At 58.4% G+C, this 26,630-nt stretch carries 24 protein-coding genes; 5 read left to right on the plus strand and 19 right to left on the minus strand.

Annotated features, from left to right (window positions below; all coding sequences use genetic code 11):
- From ETC00_RS15690 to ETC00_RS15700, 3 genes are all read right to left on the minus strand, one after another.
- Positions 1-1,032: an ABC transporter substrate-binding protein gene (locus ETC00_RS15690; RefSeq protein WP_171567053.1), complete on the minus strand. Its 1,032-nt coding sequence runs from the start codon at positions 1,030-1,032 to the stop codon at positions 1-3.
- 90 nt (positions 1,033-1,122) lie between these two features.
- Positions 1,123-2,130, minus strand: coding sequence for an ABC transporter substrate-binding protein (locus ETC00_RS15695; RefSeq protein ID WP_171567055.1), 1,008 nt, complete (start codon positions 2,128-2,130; stop codon positions 1,123-1,125).
- Between the two features lie 88 nt (positions 2,131-2,218).
- Entirely contained in the window at positions 2,219-3,532 is a 1,314-nt protein-coding gene (locus ETC00_RS15700; protein WP_171567057.1) for a hemolysin family protein, read from the minus strand.
- A gap of 182 nt (positions 3,533-3,714) precedes the next feature.
- Between ETC00_RS15700 and ETC00_RS15705 the strand changes: the two genes are divergently transcribed.
- From ETC00_RS15705 to ETC00_RS15715, 3 genes are read left to right on the plus strand one after another with little or no spacing between them, the layout of a single operon-like run.
- Entirely contained in the window at positions 3,715-5,394 is a 1,680-nt protein-coding gene (locus ETC00_RS15705) for a DNA repair helicase XPB (RefSeq protein ID WP_171567059.1), read from the plus strand.
- Positions 5,395-5,446: 52 nt separating this feature from the next.
- Positions 5,447-6,016, plus strand: a complete 570-nt coding sequence (locus ETC00_RS15710) for an RNA polymerase sigma factor (RefSeq protein WP_171567061.1) — start codon at positions 5,447-5,449, stop codon at positions 6,014-6,016.
- A complete protein-coding gene (locus ETC00_RS15715) occupies positions 5,997-7,433 on the plus strand; it encodes a hypothetical protein (protein ID WP_171567063.1) in 1,437 nt (478 codons plus the stop codon). The genes ETC00_RS15710 and ETC00_RS15715 overlap by 20 nt, the downstream gene beginning before the upstream one ends.
- Positions 7,434-7,534: 101 nt before the next feature.
- Here the strand turns inward: ETC00_RS15715 and ETC00_RS15720 are convergent, their stop codons facing one another.
- Both ETC00_RS15720 and ETC00_RS15725 read right to left on the minus strand, forming a co-directional pair.
- A complete protein-coding gene (locus tag ETC00_RS15720) occupies positions 7,535-8,530 on the minus strand; it encodes an ABC transporter permease (protein ID WP_171567064.1) in 996 nt (331 codons plus the stop codon).
- Positions 8,496-9,455, minus strand: a complete 960-nt coding sequence (locus ETC00_RS15725) for an ABC transporter ATP-binding protein (protein WP_304415219.1) — start codon at positions 9,453-9,455, stop codon at positions 8,496-8,498. Before ETC00_RS15725 ends, ETC00_RS15720 begins: the two co-directional genes overlap by 35 nt.
- A gap of 119 nt (positions 9,456-9,574) precedes the next feature.
- Here ETC00_RS15725 and ETC00_RS15730 point away from each other — a divergent pair, with 119 nt between their 5' ends.
- Positions 9,575-10,363 (plus strand): GDSL-type esterase/lipase family protein, encoded by a 789-nt coding sequence (locus ETC00_RS15730; RefSeq protein WP_171567066.1) that lies wholly within the window; start codon positions 9,575-9,577, stop codon positions 10,361-10,363.
- Here ETC00_RS15730 and ETC00_RS15735 read toward each other — a convergent pair.
- The 8 genes from ETC00_RS15735 to ETC00_RS15770 all read right to left on the minus strand — a co-directional run bounded on the left by ETC00_RS15735 (position 10,355) and on the right by ETC00_RS15770 (position 19,198).
- Positions 10,355-11,590 (minus strand): MDR family MFS transporter, encoded by a 1,236-nt coding sequence (locus ETC00_RS15735; RefSeq protein WP_171567068.1) that lies wholly within the window; start codon positions 11,588-11,590, stop codon positions 10,355-10,357. The two genes, ETC00_RS15730 and ETC00_RS15735, sit on opposite strands and share 9 nt — an antisense overlap.
- Positions 11,591-11,869: 279 nt before the next feature.
- Positions 11,870-12,715: a YtnP family quorum-quenching lactonase gene (locus tag ETC00_RS15740; RefSeq protein WP_171567070.1), complete on the minus strand. Its 846-nt coding sequence runs from the start codon at positions 12,713-12,715 to the stop codon at positions 11,870-11,872.
- A gap of 70 nt (positions 12,716-12,785) precedes the next feature.
- Positions 12,786-13,079: a hypothetical protein gene (locus ETC00_RS15745; protein ID WP_171567128.1), complete on the minus strand. Its 294-nt coding sequence runs from the start codon at positions 13,077-13,079 to the stop codon at positions 12,786-12,788.
- A gap of 127 nt (positions 13,080-13,206) precedes the next feature.
- Entirely contained in the window at positions 13,207-15,210 is a 2,004-nt protein-coding gene (locus ETC00_RS15750; RefSeq protein ID WP_171567072.1) for an oxidoreductase, read from the minus strand.
- 96 nt (positions 15,211-15,306) lie between these two features.
- A complete protein-coding gene (locus ETC00_RS15755) occupies positions 15,307-15,774 on the minus strand; it encodes a hypothetical protein (RefSeq protein ID WP_171567074.1) in 468 nt (155 codons plus the stop codon).
- Between the two features lie 324 nt (positions 15,775-16,098).
- Complete coding sequence (locus tag ETC00_RS15760) at positions 16,099-16,413, minus strand: hypothetical protein (RefSeq protein ID WP_171567076.1); 315 nt, start codon at positions 16,411-16,413, stop codon at positions 16,099-16,101.
- A gap of 212 nt (positions 16,414-16,625) precedes the next feature.
- Positions 16,626-18,038, minus strand: a complete 1,413-nt coding sequence (locus ETC00_RS15765; RefSeq protein ID WP_171567077.1) for an LCP family protein — start codon at positions 18,036-18,038, stop codon at positions 16,626-16,628.
- 290 nt (positions 18,039-18,328) lie between these two features.
- A complete protein-coding gene (locus ETC00_RS15770; protein WP_171567079.1) occupies positions 18,329-19,198 on the minus strand; it encodes a carbohydrate kinase family protein in 870 nt (289 codons plus the stop codon).
- Between the two features lie 200 nt (positions 19,199-19,398).
- Here ETC00_RS15770 and ETC00_RS15775 point away from each other — a divergent pair, with 200 nt between their 5' ends.
- The gene (locus ETC00_RS15775) at positions 19,399-20,622 is read left to right on the plus strand and encodes an MFS transporter (protein ID WP_171567081.1); all 1,224 of its coding nucleotides are present in this window, start codon (positions 19,399-19,401) and stop codon (positions 20,620-20,622) included.
- Positions 20,623-20,719: 97 nt separating this feature from the next.
- Here ETC00_RS15775 and ETC00_RS15780 read toward each other — a convergent pair whose 3' ends face one another.
- The 6 genes from ETC00_RS15780 to ETC00_RS15805 all read right to left on the minus strand — a co-directional run bounded on the left by ETC00_RS15780 (position 20,720) and on the right by ETC00_RS15805 (position 26,539).
- The gene (locus tag ETC00_RS15780) at positions 20,720-22,825 is read right to left on the minus strand and encodes a YecA family protein (RefSeq protein ID WP_371808914.1); all 2,106 of its coding nucleotides are present in this window, start codon (positions 22,823-22,825) and stop codon (positions 20,720-20,722) included.
- Between the two features lie 43 nt (positions 22,826-22,868).
- Positions 22,869-23,132 carry a hypothetical protein gene (locus ETC00_RS15785; protein ID WP_171567085.1) on the minus strand — a complete coding sequence of 88 codons (264 nt, stop codon included), beginning with the start codon at positions 23,130-23,132 and terminating at the stop codon, positions 22,869-22,871.
- Entirely contained in the window at positions 23,129-24,205 is a 1,077-nt protein-coding gene (locus ETC00_RS15790) for a hypothetical protein (protein WP_171567087.1), read from the minus strand. The genes ETC00_RS15785 and ETC00_RS15790 overlap by 4 nt, the downstream gene beginning before the upstream one ends.
- 211 nt (positions 24,206-24,416) lie before the next feature.
- On the minus strand, positions 24,417-25,361 hold the full coding sequence (locus tag ETC00_RS15795) for a 3'-5' exoribonuclease YhaM family protein (RefSeq protein WP_171567089.1): 945 nt from the start codon (positions 25,359-25,361) through the stop codon (positions 24,417-24,419).
- Positions 25,362-25,379: 18 nt separating this feature from the next.
- A complete protein-coding gene (locus ETC00_RS15800; protein ID WP_171567091.1) occupies positions 25,380-25,916 on the minus strand; it encodes a YkvA family protein in 537 nt (178 codons plus the stop codon).
- On the minus strand, positions 25,913-26,539 hold the full coding sequence (locus ETC00_RS15805) for a DedA family protein (RefSeq protein ID WP_171567129.1): 627 nt from the start codon (positions 26,537-26,539) through the stop codon (positions 25,913-25,915). The genes ETC00_RS15800 and ETC00_RS15805 overlap by 4 nt, the downstream gene beginning before the upstream one ends.
- Positions 26,540-26,630: the final 91 nt, after the last annotated feature.

The raw sequence follows: 26,630 nt of genomic DNA on the forward strand, positions 1-26,630 counted from the left end.
TTATTGCTCGACCACTTCAGCTGCCCGGTCGAGCAGGGATTGCGGAAGGGGTACGCCCATTTTTTCCGCCGCTTTTTTGTTCAGCACCAGCTTCATCTCCGCCTGCTTCTCTACAGGCATGCTGGCCGGTTGAGCTTCCCCTTTGAGGATTTTGGCCGCCATGTCGGCGGTCTGTTCGCCCAGTTTGCTGTAGTCAATGCCATAGGTAGCGATTGCGCCGCTCTTCACGGAGTTTTCCTCGCCGGCCACCACCGGGATTTTTTGCGACTCCGCCACTCCGATCACCGCAGAGATGGAGGAGACCACCATGTTGTCGGTCGGGATGTAGAATGCGTCCACTTTGCCGACCATCGATTCGGCTGCCTGCTTTACTTCCGTCGGGCTGGTGATGGCTGCTTCACGGATGGTCAGGCCCAGTTTTTCCGCTGCGGCTTTGGCTGCATCCACCTGTACCTTGGAGTTTACCTCGCCGGAGTTGTAGATGATGCCGACCGTCTTGGCGTCCGCCTTCAGCTCCTGTACCAGCTTCAACTGCTCTTCCACCGGGTTCATGTCCGTCGTGCCGGTCACATTGCCGCCCGGATTTTCCATGGTTTGCACCAGCGAAGCCGCCACCGGATCGGTCACGGCGGTGAAGAGAATTGGAATATCCTTGGTCACCTGAGCGGCTGCCTGAGCGGCCGGCGTGGCGATGGCCAGGATCAGATCGACGTTGTCCGCCTGAAACTTCTGCGCGATCTGCACAGCCTGATCCATGTTACCTTGGGCCGACTTGATGTCGTAGACCACCTGTTTGTCTTTCTCGTAGCCGTTTTGCCCCAGCTTGGCAATGAAGCCTTCCCGCGCCGCATCAAGTGCCGGATGCTCCACGATCTGCACGATGCCCACCTTCAATTGCTTCGTATCCTGGGCAGGATCGTTGGCCGGCTGACTGTCCGCCGGAGCACTTTGCTGCCCACACGCTGCAACGGATAAAAGTAGCAAAGGACACAGAATTTTCTGGACGACATGCCAATACTTTTGCTTTCTCATGTAAAAAACCCCCCTAATTATAAAATTTTTTTCATTTTACCACGATGGAAACACAATTCAAACAGAAAAAGAGAGCAAGGCTCTCTTTTTCTACTTGAAGATTTCTTTCGCCTGCTGTTTTAATTCATCGGGAATGGCAATGCCAAAGTTGGCAGCTGCCGTCTCGTTGATGTACAGCTCGGTCTGTTTGGACACTTCCACCGGCGTGTCGGCCACTTTCTGTCCCTTCAAAATGCGGACGGCCATCTCTCCGGTCTGCTTGCCGATCTGGTAGTAATCAATGCCGTAGGTGGCCACGGCTCCACGTTTTACCGTATCCGTGTCGGAAGCGAAAACCGGCACCTTGTGCTGTTCCGCCGCGCCCAACACCGCTTCAAATGAAGAGACCACGGTGTTGTCAATCGGGATGAAGATGGCCTCCGTCTTGCCGGCCAGTCCCTGGGCTGCGAGCTGCACTTCGGACAGCTGGGAGATGCCTGCCTTGACGACCTCGACCCCTTGTTTTTTCGCCGCTTCTTCCAGTTCCTTCACCTGCACCTCGGAATTCACTTCCGACGTGGTGTAGATGACGCCCAGCTTTTTCAGGTTCGGCAGGAAGCGTTTGACCAGCTCCAGCTGCTGCTCCATCGACACCTTGTCAGAGGTGCCGGTCACGTTTTTGTCCGGCTTCTCCAGGTTGCTGACCAGTTGGGCGGACAGCGGGTCCGTCACGGAACTGAAGATCACGGGCTTATCCGTAATCGCCTTGGCTGCTGCCTGAGCGGATGGCGTGGCGATGGCCACGACCAGGTCCTTTCCGTCGCCGGCGAATTTTTGTGCAATCGAGACCGTGTTGTTCATGTCACCGTGGGCGTTTTGATAATCCAGCTCCACGTTTTTGCCTTCTTCATATCCGGCTGCTTTCAATCCGTCTACAATTCCCTGGCGGATCGCATCCAGCGCCGGGTGTTCCACGAATTGGGTCAGCCCCAGCTTCACCATTTGCTGGCCGTTGGCAGCGGTCGCGGTTGCGTCCGTCTGTTGGCCGGATTGGTTGCCACACGCCGTCAGTGCAATCGACAGACATGCGGCCAGTACAGCATGTACAGCTCGTCTCATCTGTTCTTCCTCCTCTAAGCTCTCACTCTGCAATAACAGAAAAACTTGTGTTCCATTATAGCATACTTTGCGGCGTTGAAAAGATGTTTTACGCTTGTTGCCCCGCTTCCTTCGTTCCTCTTTTTACCCATACACGGGTGATTCGGTAATGGTCCACCTCGCCGACGATGAATTCGTAGCCGCCGTCTCTGACCACGTCGCCCACGCGCGGCGGATGGTCGATCTGCATGTAGATCCAGCCGGCCAGCGTGTCCACCTCACTGTCGTCCAGATCAAGCCCGAGGTAGTCGTTTACCTCTTCCAGCAGCATGCGGCCGTCCAGCGACAGCAGGTCGTCTTTCCGCTCGATTTCCGGCCGCTCGTCGTCAAATTCATCCTGAATGTCGCCGACAATTTCTTCCATTATGTCTTCCACTGTAACCAGACCTGCCGTTCCGCCGTACTCGTCGATGATAATCGCCATCTGGCTGCGCTGTTTTTGCAGCATGGTCAAAAGCCGGCTGATGGATATCGTCTCCGGAACGGTCAGCACTGGGCGGCTCAACTGCTCCAGGCTTTTTTGCTCCCCTTCCAGCAGGCTGGTCAACAAATCCTTGATATGCAAACTGCCGACCACGTGGTCCTTGTCCCCGTCCACCACCGGGTAGCGGGTAAAGCGGCCGTTTTGCACGACCTTGATGTTATCTTCTAACGGGTCGCGCAGGTTGAGCACCACCATGTCCGTGCGCGGCACCATGATCTCCCGGGCCATTGTCTCCGAAAAATCAAAGATATTGTCCACCAGCATCAGCTCGGTCTGGTCGATCAGGCCGCTTTTGTGGCTCTCGTTGACAAGGATGCGGATTTCTTCTTCCGTGTGCGCTTCCTGATGCGGTTCCATGCTAATGCCGAGCATCCTGAGAATCTTGGCCGCCGCCCAGTTGAGAAAGGCGATAAACGGGTACATCAGCTTGTAAAACATCCGGATGGGACGGGCCACGAACATCGAGACCTTCTCGGAGCGCTGGATGGCCAGCGATTTTGGCGCCAGCTCGCCCAGCACGATGTGCAAAAAAGTAATGATGGAGAACGCGACGATAAAGGAGATGCTGCCGACCAGCGTCTCGTTCAGCCCAAAGTAGCGGAAGACAGGGTGGAGCAGATGGGCGACGGCCGGTTCCCCCAGCCAGCCCAGTCCGAGCGACGCCAGCGTGATCCCCAGCTGGGTGGCGGACAGGTAGGCATCCAGGTTGTCCAGCACCAGTTCGACGTCGCCCGCCCGCCTGTTTCCTTCCGCTACCAGTTGGGCGATGCGCGATTCCCTCACCTTCACGATGGCAAATTCGGTCGCCACGAAAAAGCCGTTGAGAAAGACGAGAAATGCGACCAGGACCAGATTGAAAAAGGCACTCCATATCGCCATGCCGTCCCTACTCCTTTGCCCGTTTTCTTGCGTTAGTGTAACCCACGGGCGGCCAAATGTTGCCCGTTCCTGTCAAAAGCGCGGCAGCGCGACGGCGGCAAACCCGTTTTTCATTCGCCTTCCGATTGTGATACGATTGACTGTATGAACATGGAGACCACAAAGCCGCAGAGGTGAAGAATGTGTCGTACCGTCCCGAGTTGCCGCTGATCGTGCAAAGCGATCGCACCATCCTGCTGGAAGCGCAGCATCCGCTGTTTGCGGAAGTCCGGCAGGCGCTGTCCGGCTTTGCCGAACTGATCAAAAGCCCGGAGTACATACACACATACCGGATTACCCCGCTCTCCCTGTGGAACGCAGCAGCAGGGGGCCTGACGGCGGAGCAGGTAACCGGCGTCTTGAGCACGTATAGTAAATACGGAGTTCCGCCGTCCATCGTCCGGGAAATCGCCGAAACGATGGGACGGTACGGCCTGATTCGCTTGGAAAAAGACGGCGATCACCTGCTGTTGACCGGCGACGATGTGCCCCTGCTGGCTGAGCTGACCGGATACAAGGCGGTGAGCAGCCTGCTGGAAGGACAGGTGAATCCGGCCGTCTGGCGCGTCAAACCATACGCCCGCGGGCTGATCAAACAGGAGCTGATCCGGCTCGGCTACCCCGTCCAGGACGTGGCCGGCTATACATCCGGAGAAGCCTGTCCCGTCGCGCTGCGGGAAGTGACCGCCAGCGGCCGGCCGTTTGCGCTGCGGCCGTACCAGCAGGAGGCGGTGGATGCCTTCCACGCCGCCGGTGCTGCCACTGGCGGCAGCGGCGTGCTGGTGCTGCCGTGCGGCGCGGGCAAGACGATCATCGGCCTGGGAGCGATCTGCCAGCTCCAGACGGCCACATTGATCCTGACGACCAACACCACATCGGTCCGGCAGTGGATCGCCGAGCTGATCGACAAGACTGACCTCGATCCCTCACAGATCGGTGAATACACAGGCGAACGGAAAGAGGTCAAACCGATTACCGTAGCCACCTATCAGATCCTGACATACCGTTCAAAAGCGGACGATTCGTATCCCCACATGCGCCTGTTCTCAGAACGGGAATGGGGCTTGGTGATCTACGACGAAGTGCACCTGCTGCCCGCTCCCGTCTTCCGCGTCACCTCCGGGATTCAGGCGACGCGCCGGCTCGGACTGACGGCCACACTGGTGCGGGAGGACGGCCGGGAAGAAGACGTGTTTACCCTGATCGGGCCGAAAAAGTACGAAATGCCGTGGAAAGCCCTGGAGGAACAAGGCTGGATTGCGGAAGCGCGCTGCCAGGAAATTCGGCTGCCGTTTGAAGCGAACGGACGGGAGGCTTACGCCCGGGCCAACGCGCGGCAAAAATTCCGGATCGCGGCGGAGAATCCGCGCAAGCTCCAGGTCGTGCGCCATCTGCTGGAGCGTCACGCCGACGACCGCGTCCTGATCATCGGCCAGTACGTGGGACAGCTCCAGCAGCTTGCCGAAGCGCTGAACCTCCCGCTGATTACGGGCAAGGTGCCGGAAAAGGAACGGGAGGCGCTGTACCGCCAGTTCAAGCGCGGCGAGATTACCCGGCTCGCCGTCTCCAAGGTGGCCAACTTTGCCGTCGACCTGCCGGATGCCAATGTTGCCATCCAGATATCCGGCACATTCGGCTCGCGCCAGGAAGAAGCGCAGCGGCTCGGTCGCATTCTGCGTCCCAAAGAGCGCAACAACGCCGCCTATTTTTACACGCTGGTCACTCGGGACACACGCGAACAGGAATTTGCGCTTCACCGGCAATTGTTTCTGGTGGAACAGGGATACCACTACGACGTGATAGAAATGGATGCGCTGGATTGAAACATTCGGATCGATACCAGCGTCTCATAGAGGAAGGGAGGCCGGAGATTCAATGCAATCCGACGCCGAAATCATTCAGCGGATTCTGCAAGGCGACATCGAAGCGTACCGCGAGCTGATTCAGCGGTATCAGCACATGATTTACGTGTTTATCTACAAAATGGTAAACAACCGCTCCGATGCGGAAGATTTGACCCAGGAAGTCTTCGTCAAAGCGTATGAAAAACTCTCCAGCTTTCGTGGGGACAGCCAGTTTTCCTCCTGGCTGTATACGCTGGCGCGAAACAAGACCATCGACTTCCTGCGCCGGCGCAAGTTTCACGAATCCGACGAACAACTGGCGTACGTCCCCTCCCAGGCGAGCGACGAATCACCGCAGGACTCCCTCTTGAACAAGGAGCGCCGCCGGGAGATTGAGAAAGCATTTTCGATGTTGTCCGAATCGTATCGGGAAGTAATCGTGCTGCGCTGCACGCACGAATATCCGTTTGAAAAAATTGCGTCGCTGCTCGGCATCGCCGAGTCAACGGCCCGTGTCCGCTATCTGCGCGCTCGCCAAGAACTGGCCAAACTGCTTACTCGCAAGGAAGGGGGGCTCGTGCATGAACTGCCAGGAATTTAGAAAAGCATGGGCATACGAGCCGGACATCGAAACGCTTTCCCATATCGAGACGTGCGATGAGTGTATCGCCTGGATGGAAGCCCAATTGACTAGCGGCGAGGAGGTGCAATTCTTGAAAGAAGTTCCTCAACCGATGGCCGATTTGGAAGAGAAAATCATGCAGGCGATCTATCAAACCGCCGGCCAAAGCGCTCCTCCTCACGCCGCGTCGGCATCCGTCACGCCGTCACCCAAACAGGCGAAATTCCGCCGCTGGACGTCTTACCTCCCTTCACTGTCGTGGGTGGGCGCAGCCGCCATCCTGCTCGCGGTCGGGGTGGCCGGCTACCAGCAGTTCCAACTGGCAGGGCAAGATGGCGCCACGGAAAACGCCATGCACCACGAGAGCAAAGCCGATATGGAACAGAAAGACAGACAAATTGCCGACGCTCCGTCCATCCTGCTTTCGCCTGACACGCCCGTAGCAAGCCCGGCCGCCGGGTATGGCTATCCAGACATTGCCGCAAAACAACCAGACGGGCAGACGTCACCGGACGGGACCACGGTGCAGCCGGCCGCACTGGCGATGAACGACAGCGGAACCAATCAGCCCAAATCTGCTGCAAGTCAGGCGCAGGAACCGCACGCCGGGTCGGGAGCAAAGACCGCGGAGAAGGCCCAACCCCCTCAGACGTCGCGGACACAGGCGTTCGATACAGTCAACGAATCGGGGCAACCCCTGCATAAACGAACGATCATCGCCGCTCGCAACGCCAACGGAAAATCCGCCAACGACCATGTCAAACATGAGGACACGCCGTCGAAACAGACGGATGCAATTAAACCGACAGACGGTCAATCCGCCATTCAAAAGACGGAGAACGAATGGGGCGTCAACATGTTCAGCAATGATGCCGCACCTGACCCGTCAATCGAAAGCGTACCGCCCGTAGCCGGTCCGCCCGCAACCGATCAGGCCAAACAGGAAATTACGCTCTCCGCGTTCACTGATCTGGAGACGGCCATCCGTTCATCCGACGTGCCTGTACCCGTGCTGAACCAGCCGCCTGACGGCATGACCCTGCAGGCAGTCACCGTCCAGTACGAATCACCGACCAGCCATAAGGTGGTTCGCCTCTCCTGCCATTACCAACGCAGCAAGGAGTGGATCAAGGTGGACGTGGTGCCCAACGCAAAAGGGAAGCGCAGCTTGTCCATCCCCGGCACCTTTACGGCCACACAGCTGTACACGGTCAACGGCGAACAGGCCATCGCCGTCTCATTCGACCTGCCGGATTCGTCAGGCGAAGCGGCTGCCGAGCACGCCGTCCACTTCAACGCGCAGACGGAAAACCAATCGCTCTACGTCGTAATGACCGCCCGGGGCATCCGACTGGACCAACTGGTCGAAATGTCCAAGCAGCTGACGTGGAAATAATCCCGCTTCCGATCAAAACTGCCCAGCACCAAAAAAGGGACACTGCTTCCTCGAAAAAGCAGTGTCCCTTTTGGTTTCCGTCCACACCGGTCAAGAGAAGGTCAAGACGTGACATCCCTGCGAATAAACACGGCGTAGGCGACAATCAGCGCCGCCGCTGCCCAGACGCTCAACACGGCGAGCGAAAAAGGCAGCGTCATGCCCTTGATCGGCGGCAGCGTGCCGGCCAGGTAGTCCGTCAACTGCAAATTGACGACGAAAAGGTATTTGGCCGACTCCCAGGTCGACGCCATCTGGGTTAAAATCGTTCCGCTGATCAGGGCCGCCATCATGATGCCCATTCCGGCAGCCGCGCTGCGCACCAGTACGGAGACCATGAACGTAATCGTCCCGACCACGATGCACACAAACCACCCAAGTCCGTACTGCATGAGCAGGTATTTCCACTGCGGCAGCATGAACACCGCGGATGTGACCAGTTCGCCGCCGGTCACGTCAAAGCCGGTCAGCACCGGCAGATCCCAGCCCGCATAGCCAAACACCACACCGGATATCAGGTAGGCCATACACAAGGTCATCAGTACCGTGAGCGAGGTAAACAACAGCAGGGTGATGTACTTGCTGGTCAGCACCTTCCAGCGCCGCACGGGCCGAGTCAGCAGCAGCTTGATCGTCCCCTCGCTGTATTCGGCGGAGACCAGATCGACCGCCAGCACGACGATGATCATCGGCAGAAACAGCGACACGGCCTGATCCATGAAGCCCCGCGCAAACGTGGGCGCCCCCGGTGCCATCGGGTTGACGTCATGATCCAGATAGTACTGCTGCTGCTGGACGCGAATTTTTAAGAACTCCCGCCACTCCTCCGGCAGTCTGCTGGAGGCGAGCCGGTTTTGCGTGTCCACGATCTGCTGCTGCAATATCGTCCGCCAGTCAGTCGTGCCCATCCGCTCCTGGACCGTCACCACGGAGCGGTACTGCGCGTAGGTAAAGATCGGGATGAGGACGGCCAGGATCAGCAGCACGACGAGAAAGCGGCGGCGGCGCAGCAGCTTGATCGTCTCATTTTGTACCAGTGCGAGCATGCTCGGCCCCATCTTCTCCACCTCCCCCTGTCAGCGTCAGGAACAAATCTTCCAGGGTCACCGTCTTGGCGACGATGCCGAGGACGGGGACGCCGGCCCGCACCAATGCGGCGTTTGCCTCGCTGATTCGCTCCGTATCCATGCGGCAGTACAGCCGTCCCTCGCCGTCCGGCCACACCCGTTCCACAAAGGACAGGCGGCTCAGCACGTCCCGTCCCCTGCGCTCGGCCTCCGGCGGAAAGGTCCACGCCACCCGGTCGGCAAACTGTTCCATCAGCTCCTGCACCGGTCCGACGGAGATGACCCGTCCCTTGTTGATGATGGCGACGCGGTCGCACATCATCTCAATCTCGCTGAGCAGGTGACTGGAGACGAACACGGCCAGCCCCTCTTCTTCCGCCAGCCTGCGGATAAACTGACGCAGTTCGCGGATGCCCGCCGGGTCCAGGCCGTTGGTCGGCTCGTCGAGAATGAGCAGCTTGGGCCGGTGCAGGAGGGCCTGCGCGATGCCCAGCCGCTGCCGCATGCCGAGCGAATAGGTTTTCACCTTGTCGTCGATGGCCCGTTCCAGATCGACAAAGCGGACGATTTCCTCGATCCGCTCGGGGGGAATGCCGCCGCTCATGCGGGCAAAATGCTCCAGGTTTTCCCGGCCCGTCATGAATTTGTACAGCTCCGGGTTTTCCACGATGCAGCCCACCTGGGCGATCGCCTCTGGAAACGAACGGCGAAGGGAGATGCCGCCGATCTCAATCTCTCCTCCGTCGGCTGAGGCCAGCCCGACCAGCATGCGGATCGTCGTCGTCTTGCCCGCGCCGTTAGGCCCGAGAAAGCCAAAGACCTCTCCGGCGTAAACGTCAAACGTCATATCGTGAATGATCGGCTTGCCGCCGATCGTCTTGCGCAATCCTTTTACGGAAAGGACTGTCTCGCCCACTGCTCGCCCTCCCTATCCAGATACCGTTCGCTGACGCGAAAACGGTGATTGTGATACACTGACAGTACATGTCACATTATACCATGCTTGACCATCCACCAACGAATGGGAGGTACCCGATGCGCACATCCGGTCAATTCATGTGGCGTACAGTCGGCCTGCTCTCCGTGCTCTCCTTTTTGCTGTTTGCCGCAGGCTTCGTGTTTGCGCTGGACCCTCGCCAGCTCTCATCCGGCCGGGTCGCAGAACCGGCCGGGCATGCCAAGCCGGCCCCGCTGGCGCCAGGGGAAGGCATCCGTCACGTGGTGGCGCTGGGAGATTCGCTGACGCGCGGAGCCGGCGACGCCAACGGGCTTGGTTACGTGGGACACGTCCGCCAAGCACTGGAAAAACAGGCGGGCCACCCGATCACGCTGACCAATCTGGCCATCAACGGCCAGGAATCGACCGGCCTCGTCGATCAGTTGTCCCAACCCCAGGTCCAGTCGCTGCTGAAGCAGGCCGATCTCATCCTGTTTACCATCGGCGGAAATGATTTGTTCAAGCAGTCCGGCGGCGTATACCGCGTCGACAACGACAAATTGGCCGCTGCCATCAAAGGACTTGCGGCCAACTACGAGCAGATTCTCCGGCGTATCCGGGAGCTGAACGACAGCGCGCCGATCGTCTACACCGCCCTGTACAATCCGTTCGGGGACACCGACGCGGCCGCCGACACCGTCAAGCCGGTGCTGGACTGGAACAGCGATGCTGCCGCCATCGCGGCCCGCTATCCGCGCGTCATTGTCGTTCCCACCTACGATCTGTTCGTCCACAAGGAAAATACCTACCTCTACACGGACCACTTTCATCCCAACGAGGCCGGTTACGCCCGGATCGCCGAGCGGATCATGCAGGCACTACAGTGACGTGTTCCGGGCGATGTTGATTGACGTCCCGGTGCGTTTCTGGTAGGCGCGCTGTCCAGCCCAATGAAACAGGCTGCTCGTCATGGAGAGGAAAGCGACCACTCCGAACAGCACGGGACCGCCGTACGACGCCAGCAGAATGCCGCCCATCCACGGGCCGATAAACTGGCCGAGGTTGCCGAAGCTTTTCGCTCCGTAATACGTGCCGCGCATGTTGTCCGGCGCCATCCGGTCGATCAGGACATCGGACGCGGTGAACGTGAGAATCTCGCCGATGGTAAAAACGACCATCGCCACAATAAACATCGTCCATGAGTGGGCGAAGGCGTAGCCCAGGTCCCCGAGTGCGTACATGACGTTCCCCACCACGATGCTGGTCAGGGGCGTCTTGTTTTCCGCCCAGCGGGTCAAGGGCATCTGCATCAACACCACGACGATGGCGTTGATACTCATCAGGATGGCAAACAGCTTCGCCCCGTCGGGAACGGCCATCTCCGTATACTTGGCCAGCGTTGTTGACATTTGCGAATAGCCGATCGCCCCCAGCATCCCCGCCACCATATAGAGTCGGAACGCTTTGTCGCGCACCACCACTTCAAGTGCACGCTGAAAGCTGACCGGCTCTTTTTTCTGTCCCTCGATCTGCTTGATGCCAAAGACGTTTAACATCACCTGCAAGCTGATGACGTACAGCAGGTAGATGAGGGCAGTCATCAGAAACGGCAGCGCCGCCGAAGTCAACGCCAGCATCGCCCCGACGATCGGCCCCACGGCCACGCCCACGTTGATCGCGGTGTAGCGCAGGCCGAAGACACGGTACCGCTTCTCGTGCGGCGTCACGTCGGCCATGAGCGCCTGCGACACCGGCTCGTAAAAGGAGCGGCAGAGCCCGCCGACGACGTTTAACAGCAGGAAAAACAGCGGGCTTTTGCCGAATGCGAACCCTACAAACACCAGGGTCCAGACGTACAATGCCGCGAGCATGACGCGGCGTCGGCCAAATATATCTGAAAGCGTCCCACCGATGAAGCCGCCCACCGTCCCGGCCAGTGCCCCCGCGCCGATCGTCAGTCCGATGGTTCCATAATCCATGTCGGTGTGATTGGACAAGTACAAAAACAGGAACGGCATGCTCATCGAACTGGCTGCGCGGACAAACACCGTGCCGACCACAAGCGACCAGACGATGGGGTGAAATTCGCGCAACAACCCCTTGACCCTATCCATGTGTTTCTCTCTCCTCCAACTGCTCTGCCCGACAATGGAAACAGAACAGTCATCACAAGTTTTTCCTAAATTGTAGGGAGCAGTCTTGGTTTCGTCAATCACTGTCCGAACTTTTTTGATTATGAAAATTTTTTAGAACAACAATCGAAAAATCGATAAGACCACAGTCGATGACGGAAGGCCGCACGGGCGTTGAAGCTGTCCCCCGCATAAAAAAAGCCCCCTGCTCGGGGACATGCTTGCGCTGTACCGAAAGGAGGCGAGTAACCACTGCTGCTTTTATTCCACTTCTATGCTGTCCGTAATGACTCCCTGCTCGTCCCATTTCACCGCCCGATACTTGATGTCGTGGTAAAACGTAAACCAGGCGCCTTGGCGGATGCCCTCCTGAATCCATGTTTGCTTGGCGAAAATGGAGGTCATCGGGTAGTCGTCGTAGGCCATCACCCACAGGGGATTCTGGTGCGCGTGTGTCGGCAAAAGGTCGGCCAGATGCAATACGAGTTGACCGTCGCTTTCGATGCGGACGATCGCATGCCCCTGGCTGTGCCCGCCGGTGTGGTGCAGCGAAATGCCGGGCAGCACCTCCAGCGTGTCGCCGTATGTCTGCACCTGTTCATAAATGGGCTTCCAGTTGTCCTCCCAATAGGTGTTGCGGGAACGGATGTTGGGCTCGCGCATCTCCGCCCATTCCTGTTCCTGGACATAAATGACCGCCCGCGGAAACGTGGAGACGAGCCGGCCGTCCTGCCAGGAAACAAGCCCGTTGGCATGATCGTAATGCATGTGGGTCATCAGCACGATGTCGATATCTTCCGGCGTCAATCCCTTGGCGGCCAGCGACTCTTTCACCTGCGACTCCTCCAGCAGGCCAAAGTTGCGCTTTTGCTTGTCCGTCAGCCGGTCGTTGCCCAAGCCTGACTCGATCAGGATGATTTTGCCGCCGCCTTCCACCAGGATCGGATCAGCCCTAAGCGGTATCTGGTTGAGATCGTTGTATGGATAGCGCTTGCTCCAGAGCGGTTTGGGAACCACGCCAAACATCGCCCCTCCGTCCAACTGCGACAGCCCTCCCCGCAGCCACGTCAGGGAAAATGCTCCTGCCTGCAGGTTTGTCAATTGCATGGTACCAGCCTCCTCAAGTTTGTATGCAGATGCGGGAAGTGTGAAAGAGCACCCCGTACAGGGTGCCCTGCTATTTTTCGGTTACGCTGACCGTGCGCGTGGCCGGGGACAGTTTCAACAATATGTCACTGGACACCGCCTGGATCGCCAAATCGGTGTCGTGGCGTTTATGGATGAGCACAAGCTGCGCAACCTTTTCGCTTCCGCGGTATATGCTGATCAAGGTTTGCAGCGGGTTGGCGCTTCCGCCGGCAATTACCTTAACCCCCGGGGCAACCGTGAACGTCCAGCCCTCTACTTCCACCACCCGAGCGGATGAGTAGAGAAAGTGCCGTTTTCCCAGCAGAATGCCATAGTGATTCATCAAGGCAAGGGCCCCCATTCAACTAAATTTGAACAGCGTACTTTCATTTTGCAAAAATTCATGTCCAAATGAAAGTCTTTCGACAAAAGATCCTATAACCTGACAACGTGCCGATTCCCTGTTTCGCTCAAATCAATCGGCCGATGAGCGCTCCCTCGTAAATCGCCCGCTTGGCGTCAAGCTCTCCTGCCTCTTTGGCCCCCCCGATGAGGTGCACCGGCAGCCGACCTTTCAGCGATTCGTACAAGCGGTTGTCCGATATGCCCCCTGCCGCAACCACCACCGTATCCGCGGGCAGGAGCCGCTCTTCGCCGTCGTGGACGATGCGCACGCCCTCCGGCGTAATCTCCTTGTATTCTACCTGCGTCAGCATCTCGACGCCGTGCCGCTTGAGATTGGCGAGCACCGCCCAGCGCGTCGTTTTGCCCAATCCGGTGCCCACGTGCCGACCGCGGCGGAGCATCCGCACATGTCTGCCGCTCTGCTGCAGGCGATGCACCTCCGCAGCGCTGAGAATCCCGTACTCCAGGAGGTAGCGGGCGGTCTGCGGCGAGATGTTGTCGTTTTGCACCAGCAGATGGGATAGATCGCAGGCGATCCCTCCCGCGCCGATGATCACCACGCGCTTGCCGACATCCACCTGCTTTTCAAACACTTGGGTGTAGCTGACCACGTGCGGCAGATCAATGCCGGGAATCTCCGGCCGCCTTGGGATGATGCCGGTAGCCACCACCACCTCGTCAAATCCTTCCGCGAGCAGCGCATCTGCCTGTGCTTCCACACCCAGCCGGATGTCCACGCCAAGCAGACCGAGCTGCGTCCGGTAATAGCGCAACGTTTCGTTAAATTCCGATTTGCCCGGCACCTGCCGCGCGTAATTGAGCTGGCCGCCGATTTGCTGCCGTTTTTCCATCAGCACCACCTGGTGACCGCGCTCCGCCAGCACGCGCGCCGCTTCCAGCCCGGCCGGTCCCGCCCCTACGACGGCCACCCGTTTTTTCACCGGGGCGGGAGACAGCGTCCATTCCTCTTCCCGGCCGGCCGCCGGATTGACCAGACAGGAGGCCGGTTTTCCCTCAAACACGTGGTCGAGGCAGGCCTGGTTACAGGCGATGCAGGTGTTGACTTCGTCAAAGCGGCCTTCCCGGCTCTTGCGGATGATATCCGGGTCGGCCAACAGGGGGCGGGCCATGGAAACGATGTCGCAGCAGCGGTCCTCCAGGATTGCTTCGGCTTGACGCACGTCGTTGATGCGGTTGCTGGCAATGACGGGAATTGTCACCGCTTCTTTCACCAGCCGGGCCACCCACACATACGCCCCGCGCGGCACCATCATTGCGATCGTCGGCACCTGCGACTCGTGCCATCCGATTCCGATGTTAAGCGCGTCGGCCCCCGCCTCCTGCAGCATGCGGGCAAACTGCAGCGTCTCGTCCATCGTCGTGCTGTTGGGGATCAAGTCCAGCCCGGACATGCGAAAGATCACTGGATAATCGGGACCGACCGCCTCGCGTACGCGTCTCATCACTTCCACGCCGAAGCGTGCCCGCCGTTCGAAGTCGCCGCCCCACTCATCGTCGCGCACATTGGTGACCGGTGAGAGAAATTGATTGATCAAATATCCTTCGGAGCCCATGATTTCCACTGCGTCAAAACCGGCTCGCTGCGCCCGCACCGCGCCGTCGGCAAACGCCTGCAGCGTCAGCTCGATCTCTTCGCCGGTCAGTGCACGCGGCCGCGTCCGATTGATCGGCGCCTGCAGCGGGGACGGCGCGACCGGCTCCAGACCGGTGGCTTCCTGATAAGCGTAACGCCCGGCGTGAAAGAGCTGCAGGGCGATTTTGCCGCCCTCCTGGTGCACAGCCTCCGTGATCACTCTCAGCGGCTCGATGTGCTCATCCCTGTAAACGCTGCAGTACTGCTCGCCCATACCGCCTTCTGGCCGGACGGCAGCCCCTCCGGTGACGATCAGACCTACTCCTCCGCGGGCCCGCGCCGCGTAAAACGCGGCCAACCGCCGCACGCCTCCCTCCAGCTTTTCCAGCCCGACGTGCATGGAGCCCATCATGATGCGGTTGTTCAGGGTAATCCCCCCGACGCGAATCGGTTCCCAGACGCGTTTTGTTTCCATTCGTGCCCCCTCCTGACGAATCGAATGAATGCTCATTCATTTTTACTCCCCATCATTTCGGCGGGCACGGCCGGTTTTCCTGCTGCCCCGGCCTGCTTACAGCCGGAGCAATCTGCCCAAGTTGGCGGCGAATTGATCGAGAGCCTGCCGACAGTGCGCGTTTGTTCCATCTGTATCAGGCTCTTCCACCACAAAGTGAAAATCGAGAGTCACGCCGTACTCGGCGAGAACGCCTGGGTTGAGACAGCGCCGCTTTTCCGTCAAGGAAACGTCCGGCACAATCTCACGAGCCCGCTCCCACAGTCGGGCGGCCGCCTCTGCCTCAACTGCTCCGGGATAGTCGATCTGTGCCTCCACTTCGCAGGCAGCAGCGTCGGGCAGCGGAAACAGATGCACGGTCGCAAACGGCTGTTCGCTCTCCTCCGCCGAAGCCGTCACGTATACCGTGATCTCCCGCGTCTCCTCGTCCTCCAGCAGGGAATGCTCCGTCCGCAGAATTACGTCGCGGATCACCCCGTGGCCCGAGAGTGTTTGGTCCAATATTTCCATCATGCGCTGCAACACAAACATGTTCCTCCAGTCTTGCTGTCACTCTTTCTTTTGAGTATATCACGTGCGCCCGGGCAGTGGAAAACCCCTTCACGAAGAAGGGGTGCAGAGTGAAGACAAGCTGTTCTTTTTTATCATTAAAGGTCCACATCGTAAGATTTCCCCATAGTAACCAGGCCCCAGGCCGGAGGCCTGCACATTCATCAACCAAATTTGTTTGCCCCCTGCCCGCGTCGCGTTTTGGAGCGGACAATATCCACTTCTTTGCTGGTCGTCAAGAGAGCGAGCGGGCACCATCACACATGACACCTCGGACTTTGTCTGCAAATTGAAACCCCTTCACGAAGAAGGGGTCGGGGGATTGTTAACGTTTTTTTGGTTCATGAACTCCGCCAGCCAAGCACGCCGGACTTCTTTATTGGGACAAAAGGCGAGGACATAGCTCTCACCGCGCATGTACTTTTCCTTGATCCACTCTTTATGTTTCCGGAAAAACGCCTGCTGAAAGTCGGGCGGCATTTGATGATACTCTTCCAAAGCTGAGGGGTTCTGGAGGAAAAAATCTTCATCATAAATGATTTCTTCGTTTTGTTGGCGGCTGATAATGTATACGAACGCGATCACCAGAAACAGGTTGACTAAAAAAATCGTCATCCAAAATCCCTCCCGTCAGCATATTTGTCTGAATGATCTGTCTTATCAGTATATTATTATTCTACCACGCTTTCGGTGTTTTTAAACCACCTTGTGCATTTATTTTGCAAAAAAACTTTTTTGTACGCAGAACATGACATCGTCCTCCGCCGAGCAAAAAAAAAACACCCGGTCTACCGGGTGTTTTCTCTGCTCTCTTTATCGCGACACGGCTACGAGGTGCTGATCTGGTCGGACGGATCGACTGCTGTCGGCACCTGCTGTTGGCTTCCTGCCGGCGGCACGATGTCCGGCGGCGGTGTGGTTCCCGTCGACGGCACGGGATTGGACGACGGCGTGCCATCCTGTCCCGTCGGCGAAATAATATCAGGCGGCGGTGTTTCGCCTGTTTCCGGCTTCAGCTCAGTTTCGTCCTGTGCCGGATTGGATGGCGTTTCTTCCTTCGCCTTCGACTTGGCTGGCCGGGTCGCCGGTGCAGCCGTCTCCACCGTTGCAGATGTGCTTTTCTTGCGCGGATTGCTGCTGGCGGTCACCGTCTCCTCCCCGCTCTCCAGTACGGGAGAATCGTTTAACTGAGCGACGACGCTTCCCGACAGGCCCATCTCCGTCTGCAGGGTGGTTCGGATGGCGTTCAGGTTTTCCTTGGGCAGGTAGGTGTACCCACCTTTCCAGTACGCCCCGTTATCCAACGTAACCAGCGAAGAGGAATTGAATCCCTTGAAGTCGTAGGCGAGCCCCTTTATCTGCTCTTTGGACAGATCGGTATGAATGTGCTTTGCGCCTATATCCATGACGTTAAAGATTTTCGTCAAGCCGTCCAGCGAAGTGGCCTTGTCCACTACAGCTCGGATAACCTCCTGCTGACGGCGGTTGCGGTCAAAGTCGGTGGAAAAGTATTTGGTGCCGCGGTTGTCGTGCCGATGGCGGACGTAGCCCAGCGCCTGCTCGCCGTTCAAAAGCTGCAGACCGGGCTCCAGGTTGATATGGGTGCCGTCCGTCGGGTCATCGTACACCAGTTTGCGGTCGACGTTGACCTCGACGCCGCCCAACTCGTCGATGACCGCCTTGAAGCCTTCAAAGTCAACTGCGACGTAATGATGGATCGGAATGCCCAGCAGTTCCGTCAGCGTCTTTTTCGTCAGCGAGATGCCGTCTTCCGTCGGCGTTTCGTTGTTCCGCTCCGCCCGACGTCGCTCCGCCTCCCCGTTGGCGTAGACGGCGTTGATTTTATGGTAGTCCCGGTACCCCGGAATCTTTACCCGCGTATCCCGCGGGATCGACACCATGGTCACCTTTTTCGTCTCCGGGTTGGCGACGGCGACGATCATGACGTCCGTATTCATCGTCCCTGTCTCCGGGCGTGTATCCCGGCCGAGAATGATAAACGACAGCGGCTTGTCGGAATGGTAGGTAGGGTCTGTATTTGAAGTTAGCGGGGAAAAGTCGTTATTCGTCACGGTATCCAGTGTCCGATCGATTTTCCAATAAACCGCGCCAGCCGCTCCGCCGATCATCAGCAGCATGAACAAGCTGAACAAAATCAGCCGTCTGCGCAGGGTGCGCCGACGCGCCGACTTTTTCTTCTGTGCGGAAGTGCGCGTGCGCGTTGCCACAGTTTCAGGCATATGTATCAAACTCCTTGTTAGCATTGAAAAAAAGTTGTGAAAAGATCGAAAAAACAAGAAAAGTGCTTGTTGAAATAAAGCACCGCATATTTCTTCCAAATAGTAATACTCTGACTTCGGTATTATACCATATTGTTGTCCATTTTTGTAGAAAAATGTTGCCAGAACGTAAAACTCCTCCATCGGTTGCCGATGGAGGAGTGGTTCTTGTTAAAGAGTTTAGGTCATTGCCGTCCCTGTGTCGCGCAGACTTCCGTTCGCTTCCGCATCGATTCGTGCGTGAGCGGCAGCTAGGCGGCTGCCCGTTCCGCCACCGTTACGCCAAATGCCGCTTGCTCGGCGAGCGACTCGGTTTTTCTGAGGGCAGCCAGCACGCCCGCCACAAACGCATCCTTGGCAGTTTCTCGCAGGGAGCAATCGGGCTGCGGCAGCCAGAGCGCCTCTGACTGCCGGCACACATACAGGCCGTTTTCACCGCCCAGCACGATCACCTGTTGGACTCCCTCGTTGAGCAGTATGCTGGCTGCCGCTTCCGCGCCCGCAGCCGAGGACGCAGGCTTCCCCGTCAGCACTTCCAGCTCGTCCGTGTCGATGACGATCAGCTTGACGCCGTGTAAAAGCCCCCGCCACCGCTCCGCCTTTTTCACCGAGACGGGATCGGCCACGACAGGTATGCCCCGGCGCATCCCTTCCCGCAGAAAACGGCGGATGACCCACTCCGGCAAATTGGCGTCCAGAAACAAGCCGGTTGCATGCTGCAGCCGCTTTACACCGTCTTCCATCATCTGCTCCGTCCACGCCTCGTTCACCGCCATGTCGGAGATGGCCGCGAGCAGTTCGCCGTCAGCGGCGCGGATGGCCAGATAGCGTCCCGTCCTGCCGCCAGGAACGCGGACCATCCCGATGGTCGCCACGCCGCTTTGGGCCGTCATCTGGCGCAGCCATTCCCCTTCCGCATCTTCGCCAACCAGCGCGAACAGCAGCACCTCTTCTCCCAGGCGCGCCAGGTGGTCAGCCACGTTGCGCGCCACGCCGCCCGCCGTCTGACGTACGATACCCGGATTGCTCGTTCCCGGCAGCAGTGCGGCGGACGTGATCCCCTGCACGTCCACATTTGCTCCCCCAGCGCACAACCAGTATTCCTTCATGCTACCCAGCATGTCATGCCCCCCTCATCGCCATTCGCGTCTTCTTGCATTTTCTTACTCTTTCGACATTATTCTGTGTTTCCCTACCACAAGATGGAATACGCGTTCGCATGCACGTTTATTTCACATCGGCATATGATCAATGTTCAGTAGTGACGAGCGGCGCAAACAGTGCTACAGTTAAGGGCAAAAACGATGACGGAGATGAACTTATGAGTGCCCATAGCGGCAGTGTTAACACCTCTGCTGCGGTACATGCCGCTCCCACGGTGTACCGCGTGTTGTTTGCTATCAGCTTGGTCCACCTGCTCAACGACAGCCTGCAGGCGGTCATTCCCGCCCTGCTGCCAGTTCTCGAAGCAAATTTGGCCCTGACGTATACCCAGGTGGGCATGATCCTATTGGTCATGAACCTGACGGCTTCCGCTCTCCAGCCGGTCGTCGGGTACATATCCGACCGCAAGTCGCGGCCGTACATGCTGCCGGTCGGTCTGTTGGTCTCCGGGCTCGGCATGCTGTCACTGGCTCTGGCCAGCAATTACTACGTCGTGCTGCTCGCCGTCGCCTGCGTCGGCATCGGGTCGGCCGTATTTCATCCGGAAGCATCGCGGGTCGCCCACCACGCCTCCGGCACCCGCCGAGGATTGGGACAGTCTATTTTTCAGGTGGGGGGCAACGCCGGACAGGCGCTCGCGCCGCTGATGACCATTTTGATCTTCCAACAGCTGGGCCAGCCGGGCGCGATGTGGTTTTTGGTCCCGGCAGCTGCCGCCAGTGCAGTGCTTGTGTACGTCGCCAACTGGTACCAGGGGCAGCAGCGCGCCAAAAAAGCTGTCGCCGCTGCAGTCGCCTACACCCACCGCAACAAGCGCCTGGTCGCCCTGGGCCTGTTGGTCCTGATCGTCAGTGTCCGTTCCTGGATGAGTGCAGGCTATCAAAGCTTCTACCAGTTCTACCTGATGAACATCCGGCACATGAGTTATGACAGTGCGCAGTACTGCGTGTTCGTCTTCCTGCTCGCGGGCGCGATCGGCACCTTTTTGGGCGGCCCGCTGGCCGATCGGTTCGGCAAACGCAACCTGCTGATCGTCTCCACACTGGGCGCACTGCCGCTGACGCTCCTGACACCGTACGTGTCCGGATATTGGATTTATCCTGTCTTGTTTCTCTGCGGTCTGATCCTGCTGTCCAGCTTTTCCGTCACGGTCGTCTACGCCCAGGAACTGCTGCCGGGACGCGTTGGCACCGTCTCCGGCCTGATTATCGGTCTGGCCTTTGGCATGGGCGGCATGGGTGCGCTGGTGCTCGGGTATTTGGCCGACCTGTACGGCATTGCGTCCGTCATCACGCTCTGCTCGCTCATGCCGCTGATCGGTGTCCTCGGCCTGCTTCTGCCCAAAGATCAAAACCTGCGAGCCTGGGTGGCACGCGATTAACCACGCTTAACAGCGAGCACGGGACACGAAAGCAGCGCACCAAAGCAAAATCCCCCATGGGTGATTTCAGCCCATGGGGGATTTTTCATGTGATGAGTTATACGGGAACGCTGGTGGTGACACCCAGCAGCTGGGAAACGGCCTGCGGATACAGCTCGGGTGTCCCGTACAGATACCAGGAGCCGTCCTGGGTTTGGCCGATCAGCCCGGCGATCGTCCAATCGGGCGCCAGTGCTTCGGCCGCCTGTGCGGCAAGCGACAGACGGATCGTTTCGCCGCTCGGCCGTTTCGCCAGCCAACCGTCTGTTTCCCGGCTGATCAGCACGAGGTGTTCTTCTGCCACCTGCTTGGGCCCGTCCGCGCCAAACAGACGCTGGTACGCCTCTTTTTCCAGAAGACCGCGCAGGCGGTACGCCTCCGGAAGCGCCTCTTTCAACTCGCCGAACAGCGGCTGCATGGCGGCGGCAATTGACGTGCCGTACTGCTTGTCCAGCCACTTGAAAAAGGCCATCAGCACCGACAAGAGGTTGCCGGCCAGCGTCTTGGTGGCCGCGTCCACGCGGGTAAAGATGTCGTGGACGAGGAAGTACGCCACGTCTTCCTGCCGGAGCTGCTCCCAGGTAAAGGAGGGGCCAAAAGCGCTGCGGACAAACGTGCGGAAGTTGTTCATCGCTTCGTCGTACTTCTTGACCGTCGCTTCCGACTTGCCCTCGGTCATTTCCGCCACAAAGCGGTTGATATCGGCCAGCCGCTCCGGCTGCACCGTATAGACGCTCTCCGGCAGCCCTTCGATCAGCGGACGGCTGAGCAGGTTGGCCACGTGCAGGGTGTTGTTTGGCAGCGCCAACCGCGGCTTGAGCGTATCCAGGTGGATGAGCCGCCCCAGTCCCTGGCCGGACTGTCCGTCCCGCACCAGATGATCGATCAGTTCCTGAAGCTTGTTTTGCAGCGTCTCGTTCGCAGAAGCTGCTGCCAGCGTAGGAGCCAGCCCGTCCAAGGCTTCATGCGGGGTCACGAGCCACTTTTCCGTAAAATAGGCGCGCATCGCCCACTGCAAAACAGGGGACGGCAGCATTGGCTCGCTGGTGACAAACAACGTGCCTTTCGCCAACCTGGAACCAGTAGACGTCAGCACGCGAATCTCTTCCTCGGATGCTTGGCCGGGAAGTTGCAGCAGCGATGCCACTTCGTCAATCTGCGCCGGATAGCCTTCCACCCAGGCCGTATTGTCCTGCAGGATCAATTCAGCCTGCACTTCGTACAGCTCCAGAAGCGCATCTTTTAGCGTCGGAAAGAGATGCTCTTCCTTGCGCGGGGCGTACACCCAGATTTCCCGGCTGCCGTCCCGCTTTTTCAATTCGAACGCCCGCTGCGCATCGATCGCCTGACGAAGCCGGTCCATGTCCGGAATCGTGTAGGTGCGCCGGGTAAGACAGTCGCCGCGGCTGCCGCCCTCCGATGCGCCAAAGGCGACGATGAATCGATACAGCGCGGTGGTGTAGGTGCGCCGTTCAGGGTTATCCGCTGCTTCCAGCACTTCCGGATGTTCACCCAACCACTCCACCAATGCGGGCTTTACGTGTGGTTGCAAGATGATGCTGCCCGAGAACAAAAGATCACGCAGCCCCAGATTGAGCAACCGGCCCACGATGATCTGACCAGGCTGCATGTTCAGGGGGCTGGTTCTCAGCACATAGCGGGTCTCGCCGCTGAGCGGATGGCGGACCGTCAGCACATCCCGCTCCACCTGCACGATCTCGTAGGCGTTCAGGTGCAGACGGGTGAAGGAGCGGCGCAGATCCAGGTCCATCCGGCGGCCGTGCTGCTTCAGATAGCTTTCCAGCACGGTTTCGCCGTTGGCTTTCACATCAAGGACGAACCAGTTGAAAAAGTGGGCCGCCCACTCCGGATTCATGACGCTCTCAGCCGCCAGTCCGACCTCCGCGGCAAAGCGCTCCCGTGCCTGTTGGACGGTTTCGCTGCTGACCTTGCCGGCGACGAAGTGGTTCAGCCGTTCGACCCAGGATGCGTACTCCTTTTGCAGTTTTTGCTCGTGTCGGCTGCGCAGCTCCGTGATCGGTGTCACGATGCCGCAACATTTTTTGTATTTTTTCCCGCTTCCACAGGGGCAAAGATCATTTCTTCCTACAGACATAAGGGGTTTGGATCTCCTTTCATTTCCACCGCGGCATGCGCGGGGAATCTAGCGCAATCCCCCTATATATACCGCATTTCTTATCAGGTGTTCAAGTGTTCTCGTGTCGGTCATGAGCGATGCCCGCCACTGCGGACGACTCCCACTGGGCGATAAACTGCTCCAGCCGGTATATCAGCGCTTCGATGCGGTGCTTTTCACTCATGCAGTCAGCGATGGCGGAAAGCTGATTCGCGGCGAACAGCTCCACCACTTCCCGTTCCATTTCCTGTAGGCGAATCCGATAACGCGCGATAATCTCGCGCAGCAAGGAAAACCTCTGCTCAAACCGGATCATGGCCTCCAGATCGCTCATTGCTGTTCGGTAGTCGTCAGCACTTGCTGAATGCCAAGTGCGATCTGCTCGTTTTTATGCTTCTCTTTCATCAGAACCTCGATGGCCTGCATGTTGCTTTGCTGAAAATGAGCCACTACTTCCTGGGCCATCTCCGCGTTGCGCGACTCCAGACGTCCCAGCGCCTGGCGCAGCAGTTGTTGTACTTCTTCCAGAACCGATTGGGTTTGTACGGTATTCATGGACAATTCCTCCTCAAAGTGAAGTTGTTCGTGCACTTCCTGATGGCGGTGTGTATGGTTTTGTGCGGGCTGCGCCTCGCGTTCCCGCTGTCCGTCCGTGGACTGCTGCTGTGAGGTGCCGGACTGTCCCGCGTCTTTTACATCGGCGGCTGTATGGCCGGCTTCTGCCGAATCTGCCTCAGGCTTTGTTTCGTCCGCCGTCTCCACGGCTGCGGCCGCTTCCAGACCGGCTTGACTTTGCTCTTCGTCACCGTCGCGGGCGATTATGTACAAGATCTCGCCGTCCAACCGAAAGCGGTCGTCCAGCGCCGGCAAAAACATCGCGTCGTCCGCCACGCCCACCTCCTGCTCCAGAAAGTGGTGAACGGTACGGGCCGCCACCTGGGTGATGCCGTTGGCGCGGCAGAATGCGTATACCTGGTCATTGGCCAGTGTCCATTCCGCCAGAAACCAGCGGCCATCACCCTGGTACTGGACGAAGCGGGGGTCCCGCTCCAACTGCAGCATGCGCATGATCTGATTCCAGCCGAACTGGGTCTGACGGCGAAGCTCCGCCGCTATTTGTTCCAACGTTTTGGGCATATGGGTATCACGCACAAAACGGTACGCCAGATCAAACAGTTGATGGGGCTGATAGGTCAATTCGATAATCGCCTCGGAACGCCCAACTTTCACCGGTGCCTGCTCCATTCGCAGCACCTTGGCGAGCAGGGCGCTGCCGTCCATGCCGAAGCCGGTTGTCAACCCGCTCGCTTCCAGACGGGAACAGATCTCCTCGCGGGGAAGGGAGCGTTCGCCAGACCGAAACACCTTTTTAATAATACTCGACAGGGTATAGGTTGGCCGTTTCATTAAACTTACTCCTTCTACGCTATTGGCAACAGGTCTGCCAAGCAAATGGGAATCAAGATGGGTATTCGACACCAGCAGGGAAAAATCCTACTGCGACCGAAAGTGATTGTCTATTCGGTTTGTTTTTATAAATGAAAAAAGAGCGGACCCGATCCGCTTCAAAAAGTGCTCCGGCGAGGCGCAAGCGGCTGTCGCTTTTGCCTCGTCGCTGTCAATAGCCGCGCCACACCTTTCGCCTCAAGGCGCCGGCGTAGGCCCACTCCTCGTCCCCCATCTCGGCCAGCGCCTGGCCCAGGGCGTTCATCTTGCTGTCAATCTGGTCGAGATAGTGGAACAGCACGGCAGTGGGCGTCTTGCCGGAGACGGCGCTTCCCCACCCGTTTTCCACATCGCCATGATGGCTCAGGATGCAGTGCTTCAAGTGCAGCACTTCGGGATCACCGAGGGGAATGTCAAGTTTGCGGCAGATGCCGCTGATGATCTCCGCTCCCATCACCAAATGGCCGATCAACTGCCCGGGGGTGGTGTAGTCGGGCGCGATCGGGTCAGACAGCTCGTACAGCTTGCCGATGTCGTGCAAAATGCACGTCGCGTACAGCACATCCCGGTCCACCTGAGGGTAGAGCGGCACCAGCCGCTCGGCTGCGGCCAAAAGTGAGACGATGTGCTCCAGCAAGCCGTGGTAGTAATTGTGGTGCATGCGCACACCAGCCGGATAGCAGCGCAGGCGTCCGCCGATCTCCTCGTCGGTCAGCGCCTCCGTCACGATCGCGCGCAGCGTCTCGCTTCTGATCCCGCGAACCGCCTGCTGCAGCTTCTCCCAAAGCTCGTCGGCGGGGAATGGCGAGACCGGCACCAGCGATTCCATCTGCACGTCGTCGGACGGAGACGCGAGCCGGACCCGCTGGATGACCAACTGCTTTTTCCCCCGGTACACCTGCACCGTCGCGTCGATTTTGATGACGGATTTCACCTGGATGGCTTCCTTCAGCTCCGGGGTGACGTCCCACAGTTTGGCGGCAATCGTGCCGGAGCAATCTCCCAGCTCCAGACTGAGGTATTCGCTCTGGTTGCTGGCGACGCCCACCTCCTTGCTCTTGACCAGACAAAACGTGACAACCCGTTCTCCCTCTTGATAATCAAGCAGATATCTCATCTGTCTGTCCTTCCTCGTCTATTTTTTGCGAAACAGGGTCTCTTCGATTTTGTGCACAATTTTCTTGCCGACCAGCTCGTCAGCCGACTTGATCACCCTGGTAATCACCTGGAGCAGATCCTCTTCCCCGTTCCAGTGTTCGCGCACGATCGCCTCGTCCACGTCGACGAGGATGCGCCGCAGCGCGTACACCGCCAGCACGACGTCATCGAGCAGACCAAGGGCGCCAGTCAAGGCTTCCGGAATGAAGTCAATCGGCGTGATAAAATAGGCCACGGCAATCCCGGCCAACGCTTTCGCCTGAACACCGACGCGTTTGTCCAGCATCAGGCGGGCCAGCAGCACAAACAGGTCGGGCGCAAGCAGGATGTACGCGGCTGCCTTTTCGCTGCCTCCCTTTTCACGGATAAAAGCCTGGATCTTCGCCCGCAGCTTGTCGTAAAAGCGTTGGTGCTTCTCCGGCAGTTTCAACGGCACCAGCTCGGCCGGTCTCCGGACGGCGGGCAATCGCTCGTCAGACAATTGTTTGTCTTGATGGCGCTGCTCATCGTTCATGGCAATTCCTCCCGTTTCGTTTTTGCGGCAGCCTTGCGCTTGCGCCAGTAGGACCAGCAGACAATAACGGCAAGCAGGGCCAGGAAGAAGACTGCCAGGTTGCGCGCGACCAGCACGAACAACTGCTCCCAGCGTTCTCCCAATTGCCAGCCGATCGTGACGAACAAGGCGCACCAGAATAAGCCCCCTGTGTATGTATACAGCATGAACGTCGGAAACGGAAGCCGGGTGATGCCGGCAAAATAGGCGGTAAACTGGCGAATGCCGGGAATGAAGTAGCCGAGCGGCAGCGCCCATTTGCCCACGCGGTTAAACCAGTCTTCCGTCTTGCGATAAAGCGCGTAGCCCAGGCCGAGCCGCTTCCCATACCGCTCGATAAAGACGAATCCCAACGTCCTGCCGATCCAGTACGCAGTGGTCATCGCCGTAATGGACCCCAGAAAACAGACGAGAAACGTGGGGACGTACTTCAACTGGCCAGTGGAGACGAGGAACCCGGAAAAGACCAGGAGCGTTTCCTCCGGCAGAGGCATTCCGAGAATCCCCAGAAAAAACAGGCCAAACAAGGCGCCGTACCCGTATTGGGAGATGTATCCGCCAAAAACTGTTACAATTTCATTTATTTCATTCAAGATGTTTTCACCACATTTCGCGCTTGTCCCCTCTTTCAATACATTATGCCAAAAGAAGAAGCGGGCGACAAATATCTGTGAA

The sequence above is a fragment of the Brevibacillus sp. MCWH genome, assembly GCF_013096935.1.
In the GTDB taxonomy this organism is placed as follows: Bacteria; Bacillota; Bacilli; order Brevibacillales; family Brevibacillaceae; genus Brevibacillus; species Brevibacillus aydinogluensis.